This is a genomic window from Staphylococcus sp. MB377, from assembly GCF_001922505.1.
In the GTDB taxonomy this organism is placed as follows: Bacteria; Bacillota; Bacilli; order Staphylococcales; family Staphylococcaceae; genus Staphylococcus; species Staphylococcus haemolyticus.
The window spans coordinates 20,052-37,312 of sequence record NZ_MAON01000005.1 but is presented as its reverse complement, the minus strand read 5'-3'; the positions used below and the strand labels follow the sequence as shown (position 1 = coordinate 37,312).

The 17,261-nt window shown below is 30.6% G+C and carries 18 protein-coding genes and 1 pseudogene; 13 read left to right on the top strand and 6 right to left on the bottom strand.

All coding sequences use genetic code 11. The features are described 5' to 3' along the window. On the top strand, positions 1-479 hold a 479-nt coding region (locus tag BB045_RS01350), incomplete at its 5' end, for a transposase (RefSeq protein ID WP_142236914.1). Positions 480-958: 479 nt separating this feature from the next. Here BB045_RS01350 and BB045_RS01340 read toward each other — a convergent pair. Further along, positions 959-1,984, bottom strand: coding sequence for a threonine aldolase family protein (locus BB045_RS01340; protein ID WP_075140416.1), 1,026 nt, complete (start codon positions 1,982-1,984; stop codon positions 959-961). Positions 1,985-2,196: 212 nt separating this feature from the next. Between BB045_RS01340 and BB045_RS01335 the strand changes: the two genes are divergently transcribed. From BB045_RS01335 to BB045_RS01310, 6 genes and pseudogenes are all read left to right on the top strand, one after another. Next, positions 2,197-2,391 (top strand): hypothetical protein, encoded by a 195-nt coding sequence (locus BB045_RS01335; RefSeq protein ID WP_011275881.1) that lies wholly within the window; start codon positions 2,197-2,199, stop codon positions 2,389-2,391. Positions 2,392-2,429: 38 nt separating this feature from the next. Further along, a pseudogene (locus tag BB045_RS01330) lies at positions 2,430-2,663 on the top strand (PLDc N-terminal domain-containing protein); the annotation flags it as partial. Between the two features lie 168 nt (positions 2,664-2,831). Further along, positions 2,832-3,698, top strand: coding sequence for an ABC transporter ATP-binding protein (locus BB045_RS01325; RefSeq protein WP_075140415.1), 867 nt, complete (start codon positions 2,832-2,834; stop codon positions 3,696-3,698). A gap of 3 nt (positions 3,699-3,701) precedes the next feature. Next, entirely contained in the window at positions 3,702-4,439 is a 738-nt protein-coding gene (locus tag BB045_RS01320; RefSeq protein WP_070580650.1) for an ABC transporter permease, read from the top strand. Continuing rightward, positions 4,440-5,537 carry a sensor histidine kinase gene (locus tag BB045_RS01315; protein ID WP_070440121.1) on the top strand — a complete coding sequence of 366 codons (1,098 nt, stop codon included), beginning with the start codon at positions 4,440-4,442 and terminating at the stop codon, positions 5,535-5,537. Continuing rightward, on the top strand, positions 5,534-6,136 hold the full coding sequence (locus BB045_RS01310) for a response regulator transcription factor (RefSeq protein WP_070580646.1): 603 nt from the start codon (positions 5,534-5,536) through the stop codon (positions 6,134-6,136). Before BB045_RS01315 ends, BB045_RS01310 begins: the two co-directional genes overlap by 4 nt. A 570-nt stretch (positions 6,137-6,706) precedes the next feature. Here the strand turns inward: BB045_RS01310 and BB045_RS01300 are convergent. Then, positions 6,707-6,898 (bottom strand): hypothetical protein, encoded by a 192-nt coding sequence (locus BB045_RS01300; protein WP_070440124.1) that lies wholly within the window; start codon positions 6,896-6,898, stop codon positions 6,707-6,709. A 167-nt stretch (positions 6,899-7,065) separates the two neighbouring features. Between BB045_RS01300 and nucI the strand changes: the two genes are divergently transcribed. Further along, the gene (gene nucI / locus BB045_RS01295; protein WP_070440125.1) at positions 7,066-7,602 is read left to right on the top strand and encodes a thermonuclease NucI; all 537 of its coding nucleotides are present in this window, start codon (positions 7,066-7,068) and stop codon (positions 7,600-7,602) included. A 62-nt stretch (positions 7,603-7,664) separates the two neighbouring features. Here nucI and BB045_RS01290 read toward each other — a convergent pair whose 3' ends face one another. After that, positions 7,665-8,522 carry a hypothetical protein gene (locus BB045_RS01290; protein ID WP_070580644.1) on the bottom strand — a complete coding sequence of 286 codons (858 nt, stop codon included), beginning with the start codon at positions 8,520-8,522 and terminating at the stop codon, positions 7,665-7,667. Positions 8,523-8,808: 286 nt separating this feature from the next. Between BB045_RS01290 and BB045_RS01285 the strand changes: the two genes are divergently transcribed. After that, positions 8,809-9,390 (top strand): hypothetical protein, encoded by a 582-nt coding sequence (locus BB045_RS01285; protein WP_070580642.1) that lies wholly within the window; start codon positions 8,809-8,811, stop codon positions 9,388-9,390. 65 nt (positions 9,391-9,455) lie between these two features. On the opposite strand, the gene BB045_RS01280 is transcribed toward BB045_RS01285, so the two are convergent. After that, the gene (locus BB045_RS01280) at positions 9,456-10,838 is read right to left on the bottom strand and encodes an aspartate kinase (RefSeq protein WP_075140413.1); all 1,383 of its coding nucleotides are present in this window, start codon (positions 10,836-10,838) and stop codon (positions 9,456-9,458) included. 197 nt (positions 10,839-11,035) lie between these two features. Between BB045_RS01280 and BB045_RS01275 the strand changes: the two genes are divergently transcribed. Genes BB045_RS01275 through BB045_RS01260 form a run of 4 tightly spaced genes read left to right on the top strand, consistent with a single transcriptional unit; the run spans position 11,036 to position 15,156 of the window. Then, entirely contained in the window at positions 11,036-12,313 is a 1,278-nt protein-coding gene (locus tag BB045_RS01275) for a homoserine dehydrogenase (RefSeq protein ID WP_070440130.1), read from the top strand. A gap of 5 nt (positions 12,314-12,318) precedes the next feature. Further along, positions 12,319-13,380: a threonine synthase gene (gene thrC / locus BB045_RS01270; protein ID WP_037558048.1), complete on the top strand. Its 1,062-nt coding sequence runs from the start codon at positions 12,319-12,321 to the stop codon at positions 13,378-13,380. Positions 13,381-13,382: 2 nt separating this feature from the next. Beyond that, complete coding sequence (thrB, locus tag BB045_RS01265) at positions 13,383-14,300, top strand: homoserine kinase (RefSeq protein WP_075140412.1); 918 nt, start codon at positions 13,383-13,385, stop codon at positions 14,298-14,300. A gap of 52 nt (positions 14,301-14,352) precedes the next feature. After that, complete coding sequence (locus BB045_RS01260) at positions 14,353-15,156, top strand: Cof-type HAD-IIB family hydrolase (protein WP_070440132.1); 804 nt, start codon at positions 14,353-14,355, stop codon at positions 15,154-15,156. 86 nt (positions 15,157-15,242) lie between these two features. On the opposite strand, the gene BB045_RS01255 is transcribed toward BB045_RS01260, so the two are convergent. Then, positions 15,243-15,557: a hypothetical protein gene (locus BB045_RS01255; RefSeq protein WP_011275865.1), complete on the bottom strand. Its 315-nt coding sequence runs from the start codon at positions 15,555-15,557 to the stop codon at positions 15,243-15,245. Positions 15,558-15,697: 140 nt separating this feature from the next. Beyond that, positions 15,698-17,152, bottom strand: a complete 1,455-nt coding sequence (locus tag BB045_RS01250; protein ID WP_037551336.1) for an amino acid permease — start codon at positions 17,150-17,152, stop codon at positions 15,698-15,700. Positions 17,153-17,261 lie beyond the last annotated feature (109 nt).

Sequence of the window (17,261 nt, the reverse complement as noted above, 5' to 3'; positions counted from 1 at the left end):
TGATTTATTGGAAACTATTTCTTAAACCTTTTGAAACGCTAGAAGCATTTAATTATCATAAAGTCCATTTATTTAAAGAGTGGAAAACCGAAAAAGGCATTATAAATTACTTATTAGGTGTAGATGTAGAATTATTTAATACATATCACTACGTTCATGAGCTAAGAAGATTATTAAAAGAAAATCAAATAGAGAAATTTAATCATAAACTCTTTTCTATTCATCTTTCAGATGTGTGTCCTAAATTACGCCCAGTCATTAGAGCTTTAATACGCTTACTAGCTTTCATTGAAAATACTATGACATATTCTAACCTGACCAACGGTCCGTTAGAAGGAATTAATAATAAAATCAAACTCATTAAAAGGGTATCTTTTGGTTATAGAAATTATGATAATTTGCATAATCGAATTATTATAACTTCGCGACTATTTGCCTCAACAACAAAAAAAGAGATTAAACAACCTAAGGTTGCTTAATCTCAATATTTGGACTCATCAGTCCGATTTGACGTAGAGCCGTAAATCAACACTTCAAAATAAAATAGTCTGTGAACCTGAAATTGTCGAAGTAACTCGCCGGATTGGATCTAGAGTAATTTATCTTTATCCACAAGTGATTGAAGCTTATCAAAAAGTAAATAATAGAATAGGTGTATGATAAAGGTCAGCACTCAGAACTTTAGGTGACCAATATAAAAAAATAAAGTGTAATATTAAATTATACAACTTAAAATTCAATATTAACGAGGTAGCGAATGTGATTAACATGATTACTTAAACTTTTAAGAGGAGAATAAAAAGTGGAATTTAATATTAAAGTCACTATAGAAAAATGAGAACCATCTAAAAAAGAAATAATCATAAGCCTCTTTGTATTAATTGTAATTATAGCTAGTATTTATTATAAATTTCATTAAAAACAGGATTTCCTTTTAGGAAGTCCTGTTTTTCAGATGTTAAATTAACCCTAATAACTTATCCACATTTTCTTCGGTAGTAGCCCAACTTGTCGCAAATCTAACAACACGATGATTATCATCATATTTCTCCCAAATCGCGAACTTTACTTTTTGTTTCAACTCTTTAATCTTTTCTTCACTAAGTACAAAAAATTGTTGATTAGTAGGTGAATCAAAGTAAAGTTGATAGCCTTTTTCAAGAAATCCTTTTTTCATTTTATTAGCCATATTTATGGCATGACGGCTAATATCTAAATATAAATTATTAGTGAATAATTCCAGAAATTGTACACCTACTAAACGACCTTTAGCAAGTAATGCACCATGTTGTTTGATTCGAGTGGTAAAGTGTTTTGGCTCATTATTTTTAGTGAAAACGATGGCTTCACCACATAGCGCACCTATTTTAGTACCACCTATATAAAAGATGTCGCAATATTTAGCAATATCTTCAAATGTTAAATCACTTTGATCACTCATTAAACCATAGCCTAAACGCGCACCATCCATAAATAAGGGTACATTATGTTCTTTACACACGTCAGCAAGATTCTTCAATTCTTTTTTACTATATAAAGTACCGTATTCTGTAGGGTGTGAAATATAAACCATTCCTGGAAAGACCATATGTTCACGTTTAAAATCATTGTAAAACGTATCTAGATATGCATTAACTTCTTTTGGTCTAATTTTACCTTCGTGAGATGGGACAGTTAAAACTTTATGACCACTAAATTCAATAGCACCGCCCTCATGTACAGCTACGTGACCAGTGTCAGCTGAAATCACACCTTCATATGGCTCTAGTATCGAATTAATAACAACTTGATTGGTTTGCGTACCACCAACTAAGAATCGTACAGTCGCTTCTGGACACTTGATGGCTGATTTAATTTCTTCAGCTGCTTGCTTTGAAAATTGATCATCACCATAGCCAGAGGCCTGGATTAAATTGGTATCAAATATTCGTTGTAATACTTTTTCATGTGCACCTTCAAGGTAGTCATTTTCAAAAGAAATCATATAATACCCCACAATCTAAATAATTTAATTATTCTGAAAATTTAATAGAATGACTTTATTATACAATAATTTATCTCTTATGTGAATTTAATATTTTGAATATATAATTGTAAGCGTTTTAATAAAATGTAAGTTATAGTATGAATTAATTTGCGATTTAAATGTAAAAAGACTATGATTTGAACAAATAAGTTGAATTGGAGTGTTGTAGAATGAGTAAAATCAAATTTAAAAAGATTCAAGAAAAAACACTGGATGAGTTAGAAAAAGAAATTAATATGTATCTTGAAAGTGATGAAGGAAGTCAATTTGAAGTTCTAAATATTTCAATAGACAAAATAGAAGAACGTAAATTTCCAAATAATGAAGAAGTGCTAAATGCCATCTTGATCTTAAATGCTAAGTAAATAATTTAAATTATAAAATTAAATAGGAGTATTATTTTATGAAATTCATGTTCGGCCCAGATTTGGGAACTGTTTTTACGATTTTATTAGCACTAGGCTTTGTGATAAATCTAGTACTAGCTTTTATTATCATCTTTTTAGAAAGAAATAGAAGAAGTGCGTCTTCTACATGGGCGTGGCTCTTTGTATTGTTTGTTTTACCATTAATCGGGTTTATTCTTTATTTATTTTTTGGCAGAACTGTTTCAAAAAGAAAAATGGAGAAAAATAATAGTTAAAAATTATGAGATTAAGCAATTTAAAGTTGCTTAATCTCTTTTTTGCTACCTCGTCGTAGTTAATATGACAAATGTCATATTAAAATCGTGACAATTTAAACTAATTTTAAATTCGATTAAAAGATAAAGTAGATATATAAATTAAAAGGATGTGAGGTCGTTATGATATATATAAAGCAATTAAAGAAATCGTTTGGTAAAAAGACAGTTTTGAATAATATCTCATTAGATATCGAGGAAGGAAAGTGTACTGCATTAATCGGAAAAAATGGTGCAGGAAAGTCCACTTTAATAGATATACTTATAGGTCATAAGCATGCAAATAGTGGAACAGTCGAAGATAAACTTAATTTAATATCCTCACATAATATGGGCATATTATTTCAAACTACGAATTTACCTAAGCTCATTAAAGTAAAAGAACTATATCATTTATATCAACAATTATATACCAATCCTATGACATTTAATGAGTTTCAAAAATTAACTCAATTTTCTAATCTTCAATTGGAACAATATACTAATAAATTATCAGGAGGTCAAAAGAGATTATTAGACTTTGTTCTAACTTTAATAGGCAAACCTCAATTTTTAATATTAGATGAACCAACAACGTCAATGGATATTGAAACAAGAGAACACTTTTGGAATCTAATTGAGCAACTTAAAGAAGATGGTATAACTATACTTTACACCTCTCATTATATTGAAGAAGTCGAAAGAATGGCTGATAAAGTTGTCTATTTAGAACAAGGAAGTATCAAAATTAATGATACACCACATAATATCTTGTTTAGTCAAAATAATTCAATTATTGAAATAATGACCTTTACGGAAGAACAATATCAAATACTTTCAGAAACATATGATATAGAAATTACGAATGGTAATTTAAAAATTCAAACAGAAAATGTTGAAGCAATTATTACAAATCTAATTAAAATAAATGTAGATTTAAATCAAGTCACAATTTATAAAAAATCTTTATTGGAACTCATGTTTTCAAAAGAAGAAAGAGTGGTGCAATAGACTATGACGAATATCATAACGTTACTTGATATTGAATACAAATTATTATTTCGACGCAAATTATCATCATTTATGGCTTTTATATTTCCTTTGGCATTCTATATATTGTTTACATCATTAATTGATATGCCAGCAGATGCGAAAAAAGTATTTTACAAAGAGTATATGTATAGTATGACGGTATTCAGTTTAATGGGATTTTGTCTGATGCAATTTCCATTAGAAATAATCGAGGAAAGAAACAGTGGTTGGTATAAAAGATTAATTTCTACACCAATCACAGTATTAAATTATTATTTAGCTAAAATTATTAAAACAATGACTTTATTTTTAGCTTCAATATTGCTTTTATTCAGCGTAGCACACTTCTATAAAGGGGTAGATCTAAGTGCAAGTGAATGGATTTTATCTGGTGTTTCTTTATGGTTAGGTGCTAGCATGTTTTTGACATTAGGTTTAATCATTACGCAATTTAGTGAGACACAGAAAGCAAGTAGCGTAGCTAATCTGTTTAATATTGTATTAGCCATTATTGGTGGATTGTGGTTCCCTGTTAGTACATTTCCTGATTGGATGCAAACAATTGCTAAACTAACACCAACGTATCATTTACGTCATTTAGCACTTGAACTAGGTAAAGGTAATGGTTTTAATATCCAATCGTTCGTTATATTAGGTATTTATAGCATTATTTTCTTAATTATTGCATTATTAATTAATAAGAGAAAAGAGGTGGAATAAATGAAGCGTAGTTTAGGCGCTAAAATGGGAGAGATTTCATCTTTAATTTACTTAATATTTCCTTACTATGGTTTGTATTTAACATGGCAAGATGATAGCTTTTTATTAAATTTACTTATTGTAATCATTTTTACATTTGCCTATGCTAGTTTAATTCTTTTTCATGAAACATTAAGTCATCGTATTAATTTAATCTTATTTGGTATTCATTTTTTAGCGATTATTTATTTTGTATATGCATACAATCCAACATTGAGTTTATTTTTCTTCTTTAGTGCATTTGCTATTCCATTTTTATTTAAAAAGGGAGTAAAATCAATAGAGTTTATGTTATTAATAAGTTCAATGATTACATGTATCATCATAACGATTATACAAACGAATCACTTTTATGTCGTGAGTATTATTATTTATTATATTATTATTTTGGCAATATTATTTGGTAATTTTAAAATAATGAAAGAGAGACAATATCGTCAACAAATTGAAGAAAAAAATAAATATATTAATATTTTGATTGCGGAACAAGAACGTAATCGAATAGGTCAAGACTTACATGACACGTTAGGACATGTATTTGCAAGTTTGAGTGTCAAATCAGAATTAGCTGCAAAACTAATCGACAAAGATCCGCAAGCAGCTAAGAAAGAAATATTAAATATAAACGAAATTTCGAAATATACATTAGAGAAAGTAAGACATATTATTGAAAATTTGAAAGTTCAAAATTTTGAAGAAGAAATTCAATCTATAGAACAAATCTTAAAGGATGCAAATATTCACTTTAACTTTGAAAATATAAGAGGTGCGAGTTCCCTCAACCCAACTAAACAGACGATATTATCAATGATACTCAGAGAAGCGGTTAACAATGTAATTAAGCACGCGAAAGCCTCTGAAATTAATGGGAAAATTGAAAGTTACGATAATGGTATTAAATTAATCATTAGTGACAACGGTATAGGTCTAAAACAACCTAGCGAAGTAAAATTAAAGAGTATTAACGATAGGGTAGCGTTATTGAGCGGCACAGTTAATATCACTTCTAAACAGGGTACGACTATCGATATTATGATTCCGAGAGAAGGTATACAATGATTTCAATCGTAATTGCAGAAGATCAAAATATGTTGCGTAAAGCAATGATACAATTAATTGAATTTCACGACGATTTAAAAGTGATAGATGATTTTGATAATGGTATTGACGCATTACAATCTATTAATAGTCAACAGCCTGACATTGCTATTTTAGATATTGAGATACCAGGAATTACGGGCTTAGAAATACTATCGCAATTAAGAGAAAATAAAATTAATACAAAAGTGATTATTGTCACGACTTTTAAAAGGCCTGGTTATTTTGAAAGAGCTGTTGCAAACGATGTTGATGCCTATGTGTTAAAAGAACGATCGGTTGATGATTTAGTTGCAACCATCCATAAAGTTTTAAATGGCGAAAAAGAATATAGTACGTCTTTAATGACATCTTTGTTTAAAGAGGCTAATCCATTAACGCATAAAGAACAGGTCGTGTTACGTGAAATAGGGGAAGGGTTAAGTAATAAAGAAGTCGCTGATAAACTCTATCTTTCAAACGGTACGGTGAGAAATTACACGTCTAATATAATTGATAAACTTGAAGCGGAGAACCGCTTTGATGCTTGGAGAAAAGCGAATGATAAAGGATGGATATAGAATTTAATTATGCATATAGTCATGTATAAAGGTCAGAACATCAGTTTGCTCTAGGGAGCATGGATTCCAAGAACGTTAATACTTTAAGTTCTGACCTTTTGCTTACTTTTAACCTAATTATTTAAAGATTAAGAAGTATCTTTACAAACATATTAATTATCTCTTTTTTGAGTTTCTAGATTGTCAACATGAGTGGCTAATAACCGTAACACTTGAGCAACCTTATCTGGAGGTGTATCTTTCGCCAAAGTATGTTCGAATACATGGCCATTTTGTGTTTGTACTTTATAAATTAGACCGTGATTATCTATAATTACGTCTAGAATTTCCTTAATACCATCTCGCTAATTGTTTGATGGTGAGGCTTTTTGATAATTAAAATTGTGATAAATTAATCAATTTTTTAAAATTAATTTTATACATTTAAGGTATTTCTTATACATACCACAATATCTAGAAATTAATCTTAAATATAAAAAAATGTGGGAGTGAGAAAGAATTCAATTTGAATTCTTTCTCACTCCCAATTTGCTTTGCTTGTAAAATTTCTATAAAGATTTTCTAATTGAGCTACTTGTTCTTTCTCTTGCGAATTATAGATTGAATGATATAAGCAATAAATCCTACTAAGACTCCTAATAATACAGCTACTACGACAGAGACAATAATAGGTAACTTATAGACAATTTGTAGTATTATACCGACAATTATGGCTATAATTACGGCTATAACTGTCATTAAATTTTCATTTTTCTCAGACATTGATGTCACTCCTAACGCATTTATTATAGCATGATAAGATTAATAATTTCACTTTTTGCGAGTACAGTGGATACTAACATAGTCTAACTAAAGCAAGTTGTCATTGACGATTTATTTTAATTTATATATGATATTTATTATTGAAATAAAAAGCGTAGGTGACATCTTTGAACTCGAAAAAATCATTAAGTATCATCGTTTTAGCTGTTTTAGTGGTAGGCGTTTTAACCTTTCAATTTATGAATCATACAGGACCTTTTAAAAATAATGGTTCTCAATCATCAAACAGTACTAACATTAAGGGTAAAGAAAAAGTACATGTAGACCGAGTAGTAGATGGTGATACCTTTGTTGCTACAAATAGTGAAGGAAAAGAAATTAAAGTTAGACTTATAGGTATAGATACACCAGAAACAGTTAAACCTAACACACCAGTTCAACCATATGGTAAAGAAGCATCTAATTATAGTAAACAACACTTAAATGGGAAAGATGTATATTTAGAATATGACAAAGAAAAAGAAGATAGATATGGTCGGACACTTGCATATGTATGGCTAAATGAGAACACAATGTACAACGAAGAATTAGTAAAAAATGGATTAGCACGTGAAAAGTACTTCTCACCGAATGGCAAATATCGTCATCTTTTTGAAAAAGATGAACAACAAGCTAAAAAAGATAAAGTGAATTTATGGAGTTAAAAAATAAGCGATTGACACGTGTATCTGTATCTAGATTCACTGTCAATCGCTTATTATGTGCATTAATTATTAAAGCTGTTTACGATTTTGGTAACTTGGTCTTCAGAAAGTGGATGTTTAGATAAATCAATTGCATTTTTGATTACCGCTTCAAGTGATGATTTAGTTGAAACGGTGTCTACATATTGAGCTCTTTCCTCTGAACCCTCAATGATATTTACGCTACCATCGCTAAAGTAAACGACTCCGATGCTTTGTACTTTATGATTAAAATGATTTTCAATTCCGTCTTTTAAAACTTTTGAATTAATCGCTGCTTGTTCATATGGATCATGATCATAAAACTCATAAATCACACGATTATTTTGAATTTTTTCGACGAAAGTATAAATTTCACTGCGTGGTGAATCAAACTGACTGTGATATTGTTTACTTACATAATGACCGACAATCTGATTCACATCATTTGTGTCAATTTGCATATCGTCGTCTACTGGTGCATCAAAATGGTAAAACGTTTTTTGTTTCCAGTTTTTGACGTCAATATTGATTAAGCCAACATCTGAAACAACAATGTAATCGAACGTTCTAGCGTATTCAAAGAAAGGATGTTTTGTAGCTAAATTACTTGTAGTTATAATATCGTAATACTTTAACTTGCCTTCGTCTTTATACTTATCAAGAATGCTAGTTAAAACGTGTTTCGCGTTTCGCTTTGCATGTGAACTTACATCATTATTAGAACTAAGCATTTGATTTTTAAGTTCTAAATTTTCATTGCTAAGCGTCGCATTCTTAGTTACCATCTGATTTCTTGCGTACACTTCTGTATCAACTCTATCTTGCATGTAACGTTGATTTAAGATGAACGCCAAAATAAGTATAACGATGATAACAATTAAGATAATTGTTAATGTCATAATTCATCACCTATGTTCGAATTTTAATTTTATATCACTCAATAAATTTGAAAGTTATAACGTGAGCGATATGAAATAACATATAAATTATATCTATTATAATTGCGTAGTTCAACAAAATGTAAATTAAGTTAAATTGCTAAAATAATAAATATTACCTAATTTTAGCAATTTTGTTATTTTGTTTAACATCAAATTTAGCAATACTTCATAATTCGTAAATTGAAATCAGAAATAAGGATATGTATAATTAATGTATGAAAGCGTTTCCTTTGGAGGTAGTAATATGGAACATCAACAACATATAGAAGAGCTAGTTAAAATATTAAAAAATGAATGTCGTACTTCATTCAAATTTCATGGGGAAGTCGCAATGCAGCTATTTTTAAGTGATAATTTTATTCTACCTTCTAGAGTCGACATATGCGTAGAACGTAAACAACTAGTTGAAGTATTAAAAGTAATTCCGTTCACGTATCATTTAAATTATTATGATAAAAATAATAATTTAATGAATCGAGATCAATTAAGTGTACCCGAAATTGCACACATAGATATTACTTTTAACGAGAAATTATTAATAAATATCTTTATTTATGATGTCGTAAATGAAGAGTGGATATTTAGATTAGATAGTAATATTAGAATTCCTAAGAATAGTATTTATTTTCATTCGCTGACATGGGGAGTAGATTATATTAAACCGGAAATCGTGCTAATGTACGACTTATTGGATAATCAAAATTACCATCAATTACCTAATTATAAAATGGTTTTAGACTCATTAAGTTATTATCAATTTGTTATATTAAAAGTTGTCGTAGGGGAGCAACGAATCAATGAGGCATTAGCTCATAACAAATTATAAAGAAGCATCTAATATTTAAGTGGAATGTACAAAACATGACTATTTAAATACCAGATGCTTTTTAACTATGCTTGCTTATTTAGATTTTTCAAACAAATGCCATGATAACAATATTCATATGTAGATAAAACAGCCTTGTCTGCATCTTCAATTGAAATACCGAACATCATTGATATTTCAGACGAGCCTTGGTTGATCATTTTTAAATTGATTTTAGATTCTGCTAACGCATGTGTAATAGTGTTAGCAGTACCGATTGCTTTATTCATTCCCTCACCAACAATCATTAAAATCGCTAAGTCGTGTTCAATACTTAATTCATCAACATCGCAACGTTTACGTATAGCGTTAAGTACATCTTTTTCTTTACCTTTTAATTGATGTGTTCGAAGGATGATACTAATACTATCAATACCTGAAGGCATATGGTCGAAAGAAATATTGTAATCTTCTAATATTTCAAGAATTTTACGTGTGAAGCCGACCTGTCTATTCATTAGGTATTTTTTAATATTAATAACACTAAATCCTTTATCACAGCTTATACCTATAATGACATTTTTATCACTTACATCTCTATCATGGCGTATAAATGTACCTTTATCTTGAGGAAGATTTGTATTTTTAATAACCACTGGAATTCTGTGTTTATAGAGTGGCTGCAATGCTTCATCATGGAAGACGCTAAACCCAGCATATGAAAGTTCTCGCATTTCACGATATGTAATTTCTTCAATAAGATCCGGATTGTTAATTATATTAGGGTTTGCCTTATAAATACCTGATACATCAGTGAAGTTTTCATATAAAGACGCTCTAATTCCTCTAGCGATAATTGCACCTGTAATGTCAGAACCACCTCTTGGGAACGTAACGACATAATCATTTTTAGAAACACCAAAGAATCCTGGGATAATAATTTTACCTTCAATATCTTTTAATTTACTAATCTTCTCATAAGCTTCTTCCAAGATTTGAGCTTGTTGCGGTAAATCTGTAACTAGAATACCTGCATCTTTTGGAGAAAGGTATGTCGTTTTAAAACCTTGTGAATCATTATAAGTTGCAATTAATTGCGCATTAAAATTTTCACCACAAGAAAGAATTGCATCGTATAATCTTAAAGGCTTATCTTTTAAAGTTGAAATAATCTCTTCTAATGTGTCATCAATTACTTTTAATAATGAATCATCCATATCAAGTTCATGTAAAATATCTGCATAACGTTGAAAAATTTCTTTCTTTTTATCTTGATAATTAAGATTATTCATTACTTTTTCATATAATCGAACTAGAAGATCGGTCGTTTTAACATCATCTTTGTGTCTTTTGCCTGGTGCAGAAACAATAATAATTTTACGATCTGAATCGCTATTAACGATATCTAGGACTTTTTTGATTTGTGTTGCATTTGAAACTGAACTACCGCCGAATTTTGCCACTTTCATATACCTAATCAACCTTTCTAAAAAATCAGAAAATTCTATTTAATTTTCTGATACCACATGATAATATAAAGCTAAGTATTTACATTTTATGCTAAAAAGTCCTATCAATTTAATATGTTTTAATAGTATACTAAAATAAAGTATATTTCAATAAAACAATTGTATTTCTCAGTTATACAAACGGGGGAGATAAAAATATGAAAAAATTAAATATTGCTTTGCTTGGTCTAGGAACAGTGGGATCAGGTGTAGTTAAAATAATTGAAGAGAATCGACAACAAATTATAGATACATTAAACAAAGATATTGTTATAAAGCATATTTTAGTGCGTGATAAATCTAAGAAAAGACCTATAAATATTAGTCGATATCATTTAACTGAAGATGTTAATGAAATTTTAAATGATGATTCTATCGATATCGTCATTGAAGTAATGGGTGGCATTGAACCTACTGTTGATTGGTTAAGAGATGCTTTGAAAAGCGGTAAACATGTAATTACTGCAAACAAAGATTTATTAGCCGTACATTTGAAGCTACTAGAAGATTTAGCTGAGGAAAAGGGACTTGCGTTGAAATTCGAAGCGAGTGTTGCCGGTGGTATCCCTATAGTAAATGCTATTAATAATGGATTAAATGCTAATAACATTTCTAAATTTATGGGAATACTAAATGGTACATCTAACTTCATCTTATCTAAAATGACACGTGAACAAACAACGTTTGAAGATGCTCTTGATGAAGCGCAAAGGCTAGGTTTTGCTGAGGCAGATCCGACTGATGACGTAGAAGGTATTGATGCAGCACGTAAAGTTGTTATCACTTCTTATTTATCATTTAACCAAGTCATTAAATTAAATGATGTTAAAGTTCGTGGTATAAGTCAGACAACTTTATCTGATATCAATGTCGCGGACAAATTAGGTTATAAAATAAAATTGATTGGTAAGGGAACTTATCAAAATAGTAAAGTAAATGCATCAGTCGAACCAACATTAATACATAAATCCCATCAACTAGCTACAGTTGAAGATGAATATAATGCAATCTATGTCGTAGGCGATGCAGTGGGCGATACAATGTTCTATGGGAAAGGTGCAGGTAGTTTAGCTACTGGAAGTGCTGTTGTAAGTGATTTACTAAATGTGGCATTATTCTTTGAATCAAATACGCATACATTACCACCTCATTTTGAATTGAAAACCGATGCAACTCGCGAAATTATGGATACGGAAGATGTCGTAGCTATTCAAGAGAAGTTAAACTATTATGTTGTTCTTAATAGTGACTTATCAAAAGAAAAATTTGAATCATTATTGAAAGAAACTTTACCTTTCCATAAATCACTACAGGTTGAACAACGTGATGAACAAACGTATGGTGTAGTTATTATAGGTTTAGATCAGTCACCAAAGGATGTTTTAAGTAAAGCTGATTTTAATATCGAGAAAATTTATCCAGTTGAAGGGGTTTAATGTTTATGAAAAGATGGCAAGGTTTAGTTGAAGAGTTTAAAGAATATTTACCAGTTAACAGCGACACACCAAAGTTAACATTAAATGAAGGACATACTCCATTAATTCATTGTGAGAACTTGTCTAAGATGTTGGATATTGATTTGTATGTAAAATATGAAGGTGCAAATCCTACAGGTTCTTTTAAAGATAGAGGAATGGTCATGGCTGTTACTAAAGCAAAAGAACAGGGAAAAAAAGTAGTTATCTGTGCATCTACTGGTAATACATCAGCTTCAGCAGCTGCATATGCTGCACGAGCTGGATTAAAATCAATAGTAGTTATTCCAGAGGGTAAGATTGCACTCGGTAAATTATCGCAAGCTGTTATGTATGGTGCTGAAATTGTTTCTATTGAAGGAAACTTTGATGAGGCTTTAGAGATTGTTAAGGAAATTGCTAAAAATGATGAAGAAATTGAGTTAGTTAATTCAGTGAATCCATATCGTATTGAAGGACAAAAAACGGGTGCATTTGAAATTGTTGAACAATTGGAACAAGCTCCAGACGTACTCGCAATTCCAGTTGGAAACGCAGGTAATATTACTGCTTATTGGAAAGGTTTTAAAGAATACCATGAGAAAAAGGGGAGTCAATTACCTCGATTATTTGGCTTCCAAGCAGAAGGTGCGTCACCAATTGTTCAAAATAAAGTGATTAAAAATCCTGAAACAATTGCTACAGCTATTCGAATTGGTAATCCAGCTAGTTGGATTAAAGCTACGAATGCGTTAGACGAATCTAATGGATTGATTGATAGCGTTACTGATGAAGAAATTTTAGAAGCTTATCAATTAATGACTTCTAAAGAAGGTGTATTTAGCGAACCAGCTAGTAACGCCTCAATTGCAGGTCTGATTAAATTACATCGAGTAGGACAATTACCTAAAGGCAAAAAAATAGTAGCTATTTTAACTGGTAATGGATTAAAAGATCCTGATACTGCTATTTCAATATTAGATAACCCTATTCAACCGCTTCCTAACGATAAATCAAGTATTATTGATTACATTAAAGGAGCTTTGTAAAAATGACTGAACAGTTGCACTTAAAGATACCAGCGTCCACTGCTAATTTAGGCGTTGGTTTCGACTCGATAGGTATGGCTATAGATAAATATTTACATCTTTATGTGAAACGAATTGAAGGGGAAAAATGGGAATTTACATATTTAAACTCCGAATTAGATTCACTTCCTAAGAACAAAGACAATTATGTTTTTAAAGTGGCCCAGCAGGTCGCATCTAAATATAATGTAGAATTACCTAGTTTAAGTGTTGAAATGCGAAGTGATATACCATTAGCTAGAGGTTTAGGTTCATCGGCGTCTGCATTGGTAGGCGCTTTATACATTGCAAACTATTTTGGCAATATTCAGCTTTCTAAATATGAATTACTTCAATTAGCTACAGAAATAGAAGGTCATCCAGATAATGTTGCACCTACAATTTATGGTGGCTTATTAGCAGGCTTCTATAATCCAGATACAAAAGAAACGAATGTAGCACATATTGATGTGCCTGACGTTGATATAATTCTAACTATACCTCCATATGAATTAAAGACTGAAGATTCTCGTAACGTTTTACCTGATCAATTTTCTCATAAGCGCGCGGTTCAAAGTAGTGCAATAAGTAATACGATGCTGTGTGCATTAATTCAACATAATTATGAACTTGCTGGGAAAATGATGTCACAGGATGGCTTCCACGAGCCATATCGCCAACATTTAATATCTGAATTTAAAGAGGTTAAAACTATAGCTCAACAATATGGTGCATATGCGACAGTAATTAGTGGTGCAGGGCCTACCATATTAACAATGAGTCATAAGGAGAAGAGTGGTCAATTAGTTAGAGCGTTAAGACAAGCCGTTACAACATGTCATTCAGAATTAGCAACAATCAATGAAATTGGCGTTGTTGAAGAAATTGTGTATCCTTCATAAAATTTATTGTAAAATATAAACGAGTAAATTTCGAAAGGAGTACACTTCAGATATGAGTAATTATAAAATGATCGTTATGGACATGGACGATACTTTAATTAATAGTGAGAATAAAGTAAGTAAAGAAACTAAAAATTACTTGATAGATATTCAAAATCAAGGCTATAAAGTAGTGTTAGCTTCAGGAAGACCAACTGAAGGTATGCTACCAATTGCAAAAGAACTACAATTAGATATCCATGATAGTTATATCATCAGTTACAACGGCGGTAAAACGATCAAAGTAGCAACAGAAGAAGTAGAAGTGAGTCAAAGTGTATCTAAGAAGAATTTTGACCTTATTGTGGATTTTTGTCGTGAACATAACTTTTTAATCTTGACATATCAAGATGGACATATTATCCATGATGGTGATCATGAATATCGAGATATTGAATCAGAACTTACTGGGCTACCTATGAAACGTGTAGATGATATTAAAGCTTATATTAATGATAGCGTTCCAAAAGCAATGGGCGTTGATTATGCAACAAATATTGCTAAAGTACGTGATGATATGCATGGAAGTTTTAATTCAGAAATTGATGTAACAACAAGTAAACCATTCTTTTTAGAATATATGGCAAAGGATGTTTCAAAAGGTAATGCGATTAAAGCATTATGTGAAAAATTAAATGTATCATTATCTGAAGTGATTTGTTTTGGTGATAGTTTAAATGATCAATCAATGTTTGAAGTAGTGGGTTGTGCTATCGCGATGGGAAATGCAAATGAGGAACTGAAGGCTATTGCAGACAAAATAACGTTAGATAACGATTCTAATGGTATTCCCGCAGCTTTAAAAACACTTTTGTAATACAAAATAAGGCATGAGAATACGAATGTTGTTTATTTCATCATAATTACCATGATGAATGATTCATTCGACCTCATGCCTTTTTATTATTTAGCAGTATGTGTCCATTCGTGCTTTCCTTTTGAACGCTTTACATAAGCGTATACTTGATCAGCAGCATAATCTAAATTTGTATACACTGTAATTGTAAATGCAGACTGGTTTTCACTGAAAGGTTCAGTACTAAATACATCTTTTAAATGTGTAAATAAATTTTCCATTTGGTCATGTTCAAGACTAGGATACTCTCTTAATGTACGTTTTAGTAATTGACCATTTTTTTCTTCTAGAGATTGTACAACTATAACGAAACGTTCTTCACTCTTAATGACATCATCAAATAAGTTTGTTTGACCAACCATCTTGCTTTCACCTCTAAGTCATTATCTTTACTACTATTATACTAGATAACTGTTTTTTTCGAAAATATCAATATGTTGAAACCAAAAATGCGAGTCACTAAAAAGGATTTACTATACTTTCAGTGCTCGCATTTAATTATTTAATTATTTTTATGATAATGATGTGGTGTGATATCCATATCATTTAATTTAACGAACTTCGTTTTTCTTATTAATTTATGAGCTAAGAAAATGAGCCCTAAAATAATGATAGGTAAAATGTTAACGAAAAATTTACCTATATTACCATCGAATAAATCTCCAATTGAATTACCAAAGTATAAGAAAATTAAAGTTGCAAATACTAAAATTGGTCCAAGAGGGTACAATGGTGATTTATAAGGTAAAAGTTGATTGATATCTTGACCTTGACGTTTAATGGCTTTACGCAATCTTACTTGTGCCCATGAACTAGCTGCCCAAACAATGATTACCAATGAACCAATAATATTTAACAAACTAAAAACAGCATTTGAATAAAAATTAGCAATTATAATAATCGCTACAATCAGAATATATGTTGTAACTAATGCTCTTAAAGGTAATTTAGATTTATCGTTTAGCTTACTTAAGAATTTAGGTGCCTGTTTTTCATCACTTAAAGAGAACAACATTCTACTAGTAGTATAAACACCTGAGTTTGTCGCAGATAATAATGATGTCAATATAACAGCGTTAATAACAGAAGCGGCAAAAGCAACACCAATTCTATCAAATACAATTGTGAAAGGACTTTGTGTAACAGATTCATTCTCATTTAACAATAATGGGTCAGTATAAGGAATGATAGCTGCAATAACACCAATTGATAATACATAGAATAATAAAATTCTCCAAAAAACTTGTTTAACAGCTTTAGGCATTGTTTTTTCTGGATTATCAGATTCTCCAGCAGTCACTGCTACAACTTCAGTACCGCCAACTGAGAATCCTGCAACGAGTAAAACACCTAAGAAACCAGATAAACCACCCACGAATGGTGCCTCACCTTTAGTATAATTTTCAAAGCCATAAGAATGGCCACCTAATATACCGAAGATCATCAAGAAACCAACAATAATAAATATAATAATAGTTACAACCTTAATTAGTGATAACCAAAATTCAGTTTCTCCAAAAGCTTTAACCGTGAAGATGTTTAATAAAAATACAATAGTGATAAAGATTAAACTCCAAGTAAGTGGACTAAAAAATTTAAATACATCCCAATAATACAATACGTTTGAAGCAACCATAACATCTACACTGGAAACTAGTGTCCACATAATGTAATATAACCATCCCATTGTAAAACCTAGAGAAGGGTCTACAAATCGCGTTGCGTATGAACTGAATGATCCTGAAACTGGATAAAATGTTGCCAACTCTCCAATTGACGACATTAAAAAGTAAAGCATTATGCCAATTAATAAATAGGCTAATATAGCGCCCCCAGGACCAGCTTGAGCAACAACACTACCTGTTGCTACAAAGAGCCCTGTACCAATTGCGCCACCTATAGCAATCATAGATATGTGTCTTGAGTTAAGACCTCTTTTCATATTGTTATCTTCCATATGATGTCTCCTAATTCTAAAATTTAAATATACAAACCATTTTAATCTTTTTGGGGACAGTATTCAATAACTTTTAAACAATTTAGCTTGAAAATTTTAAATTTTCTGA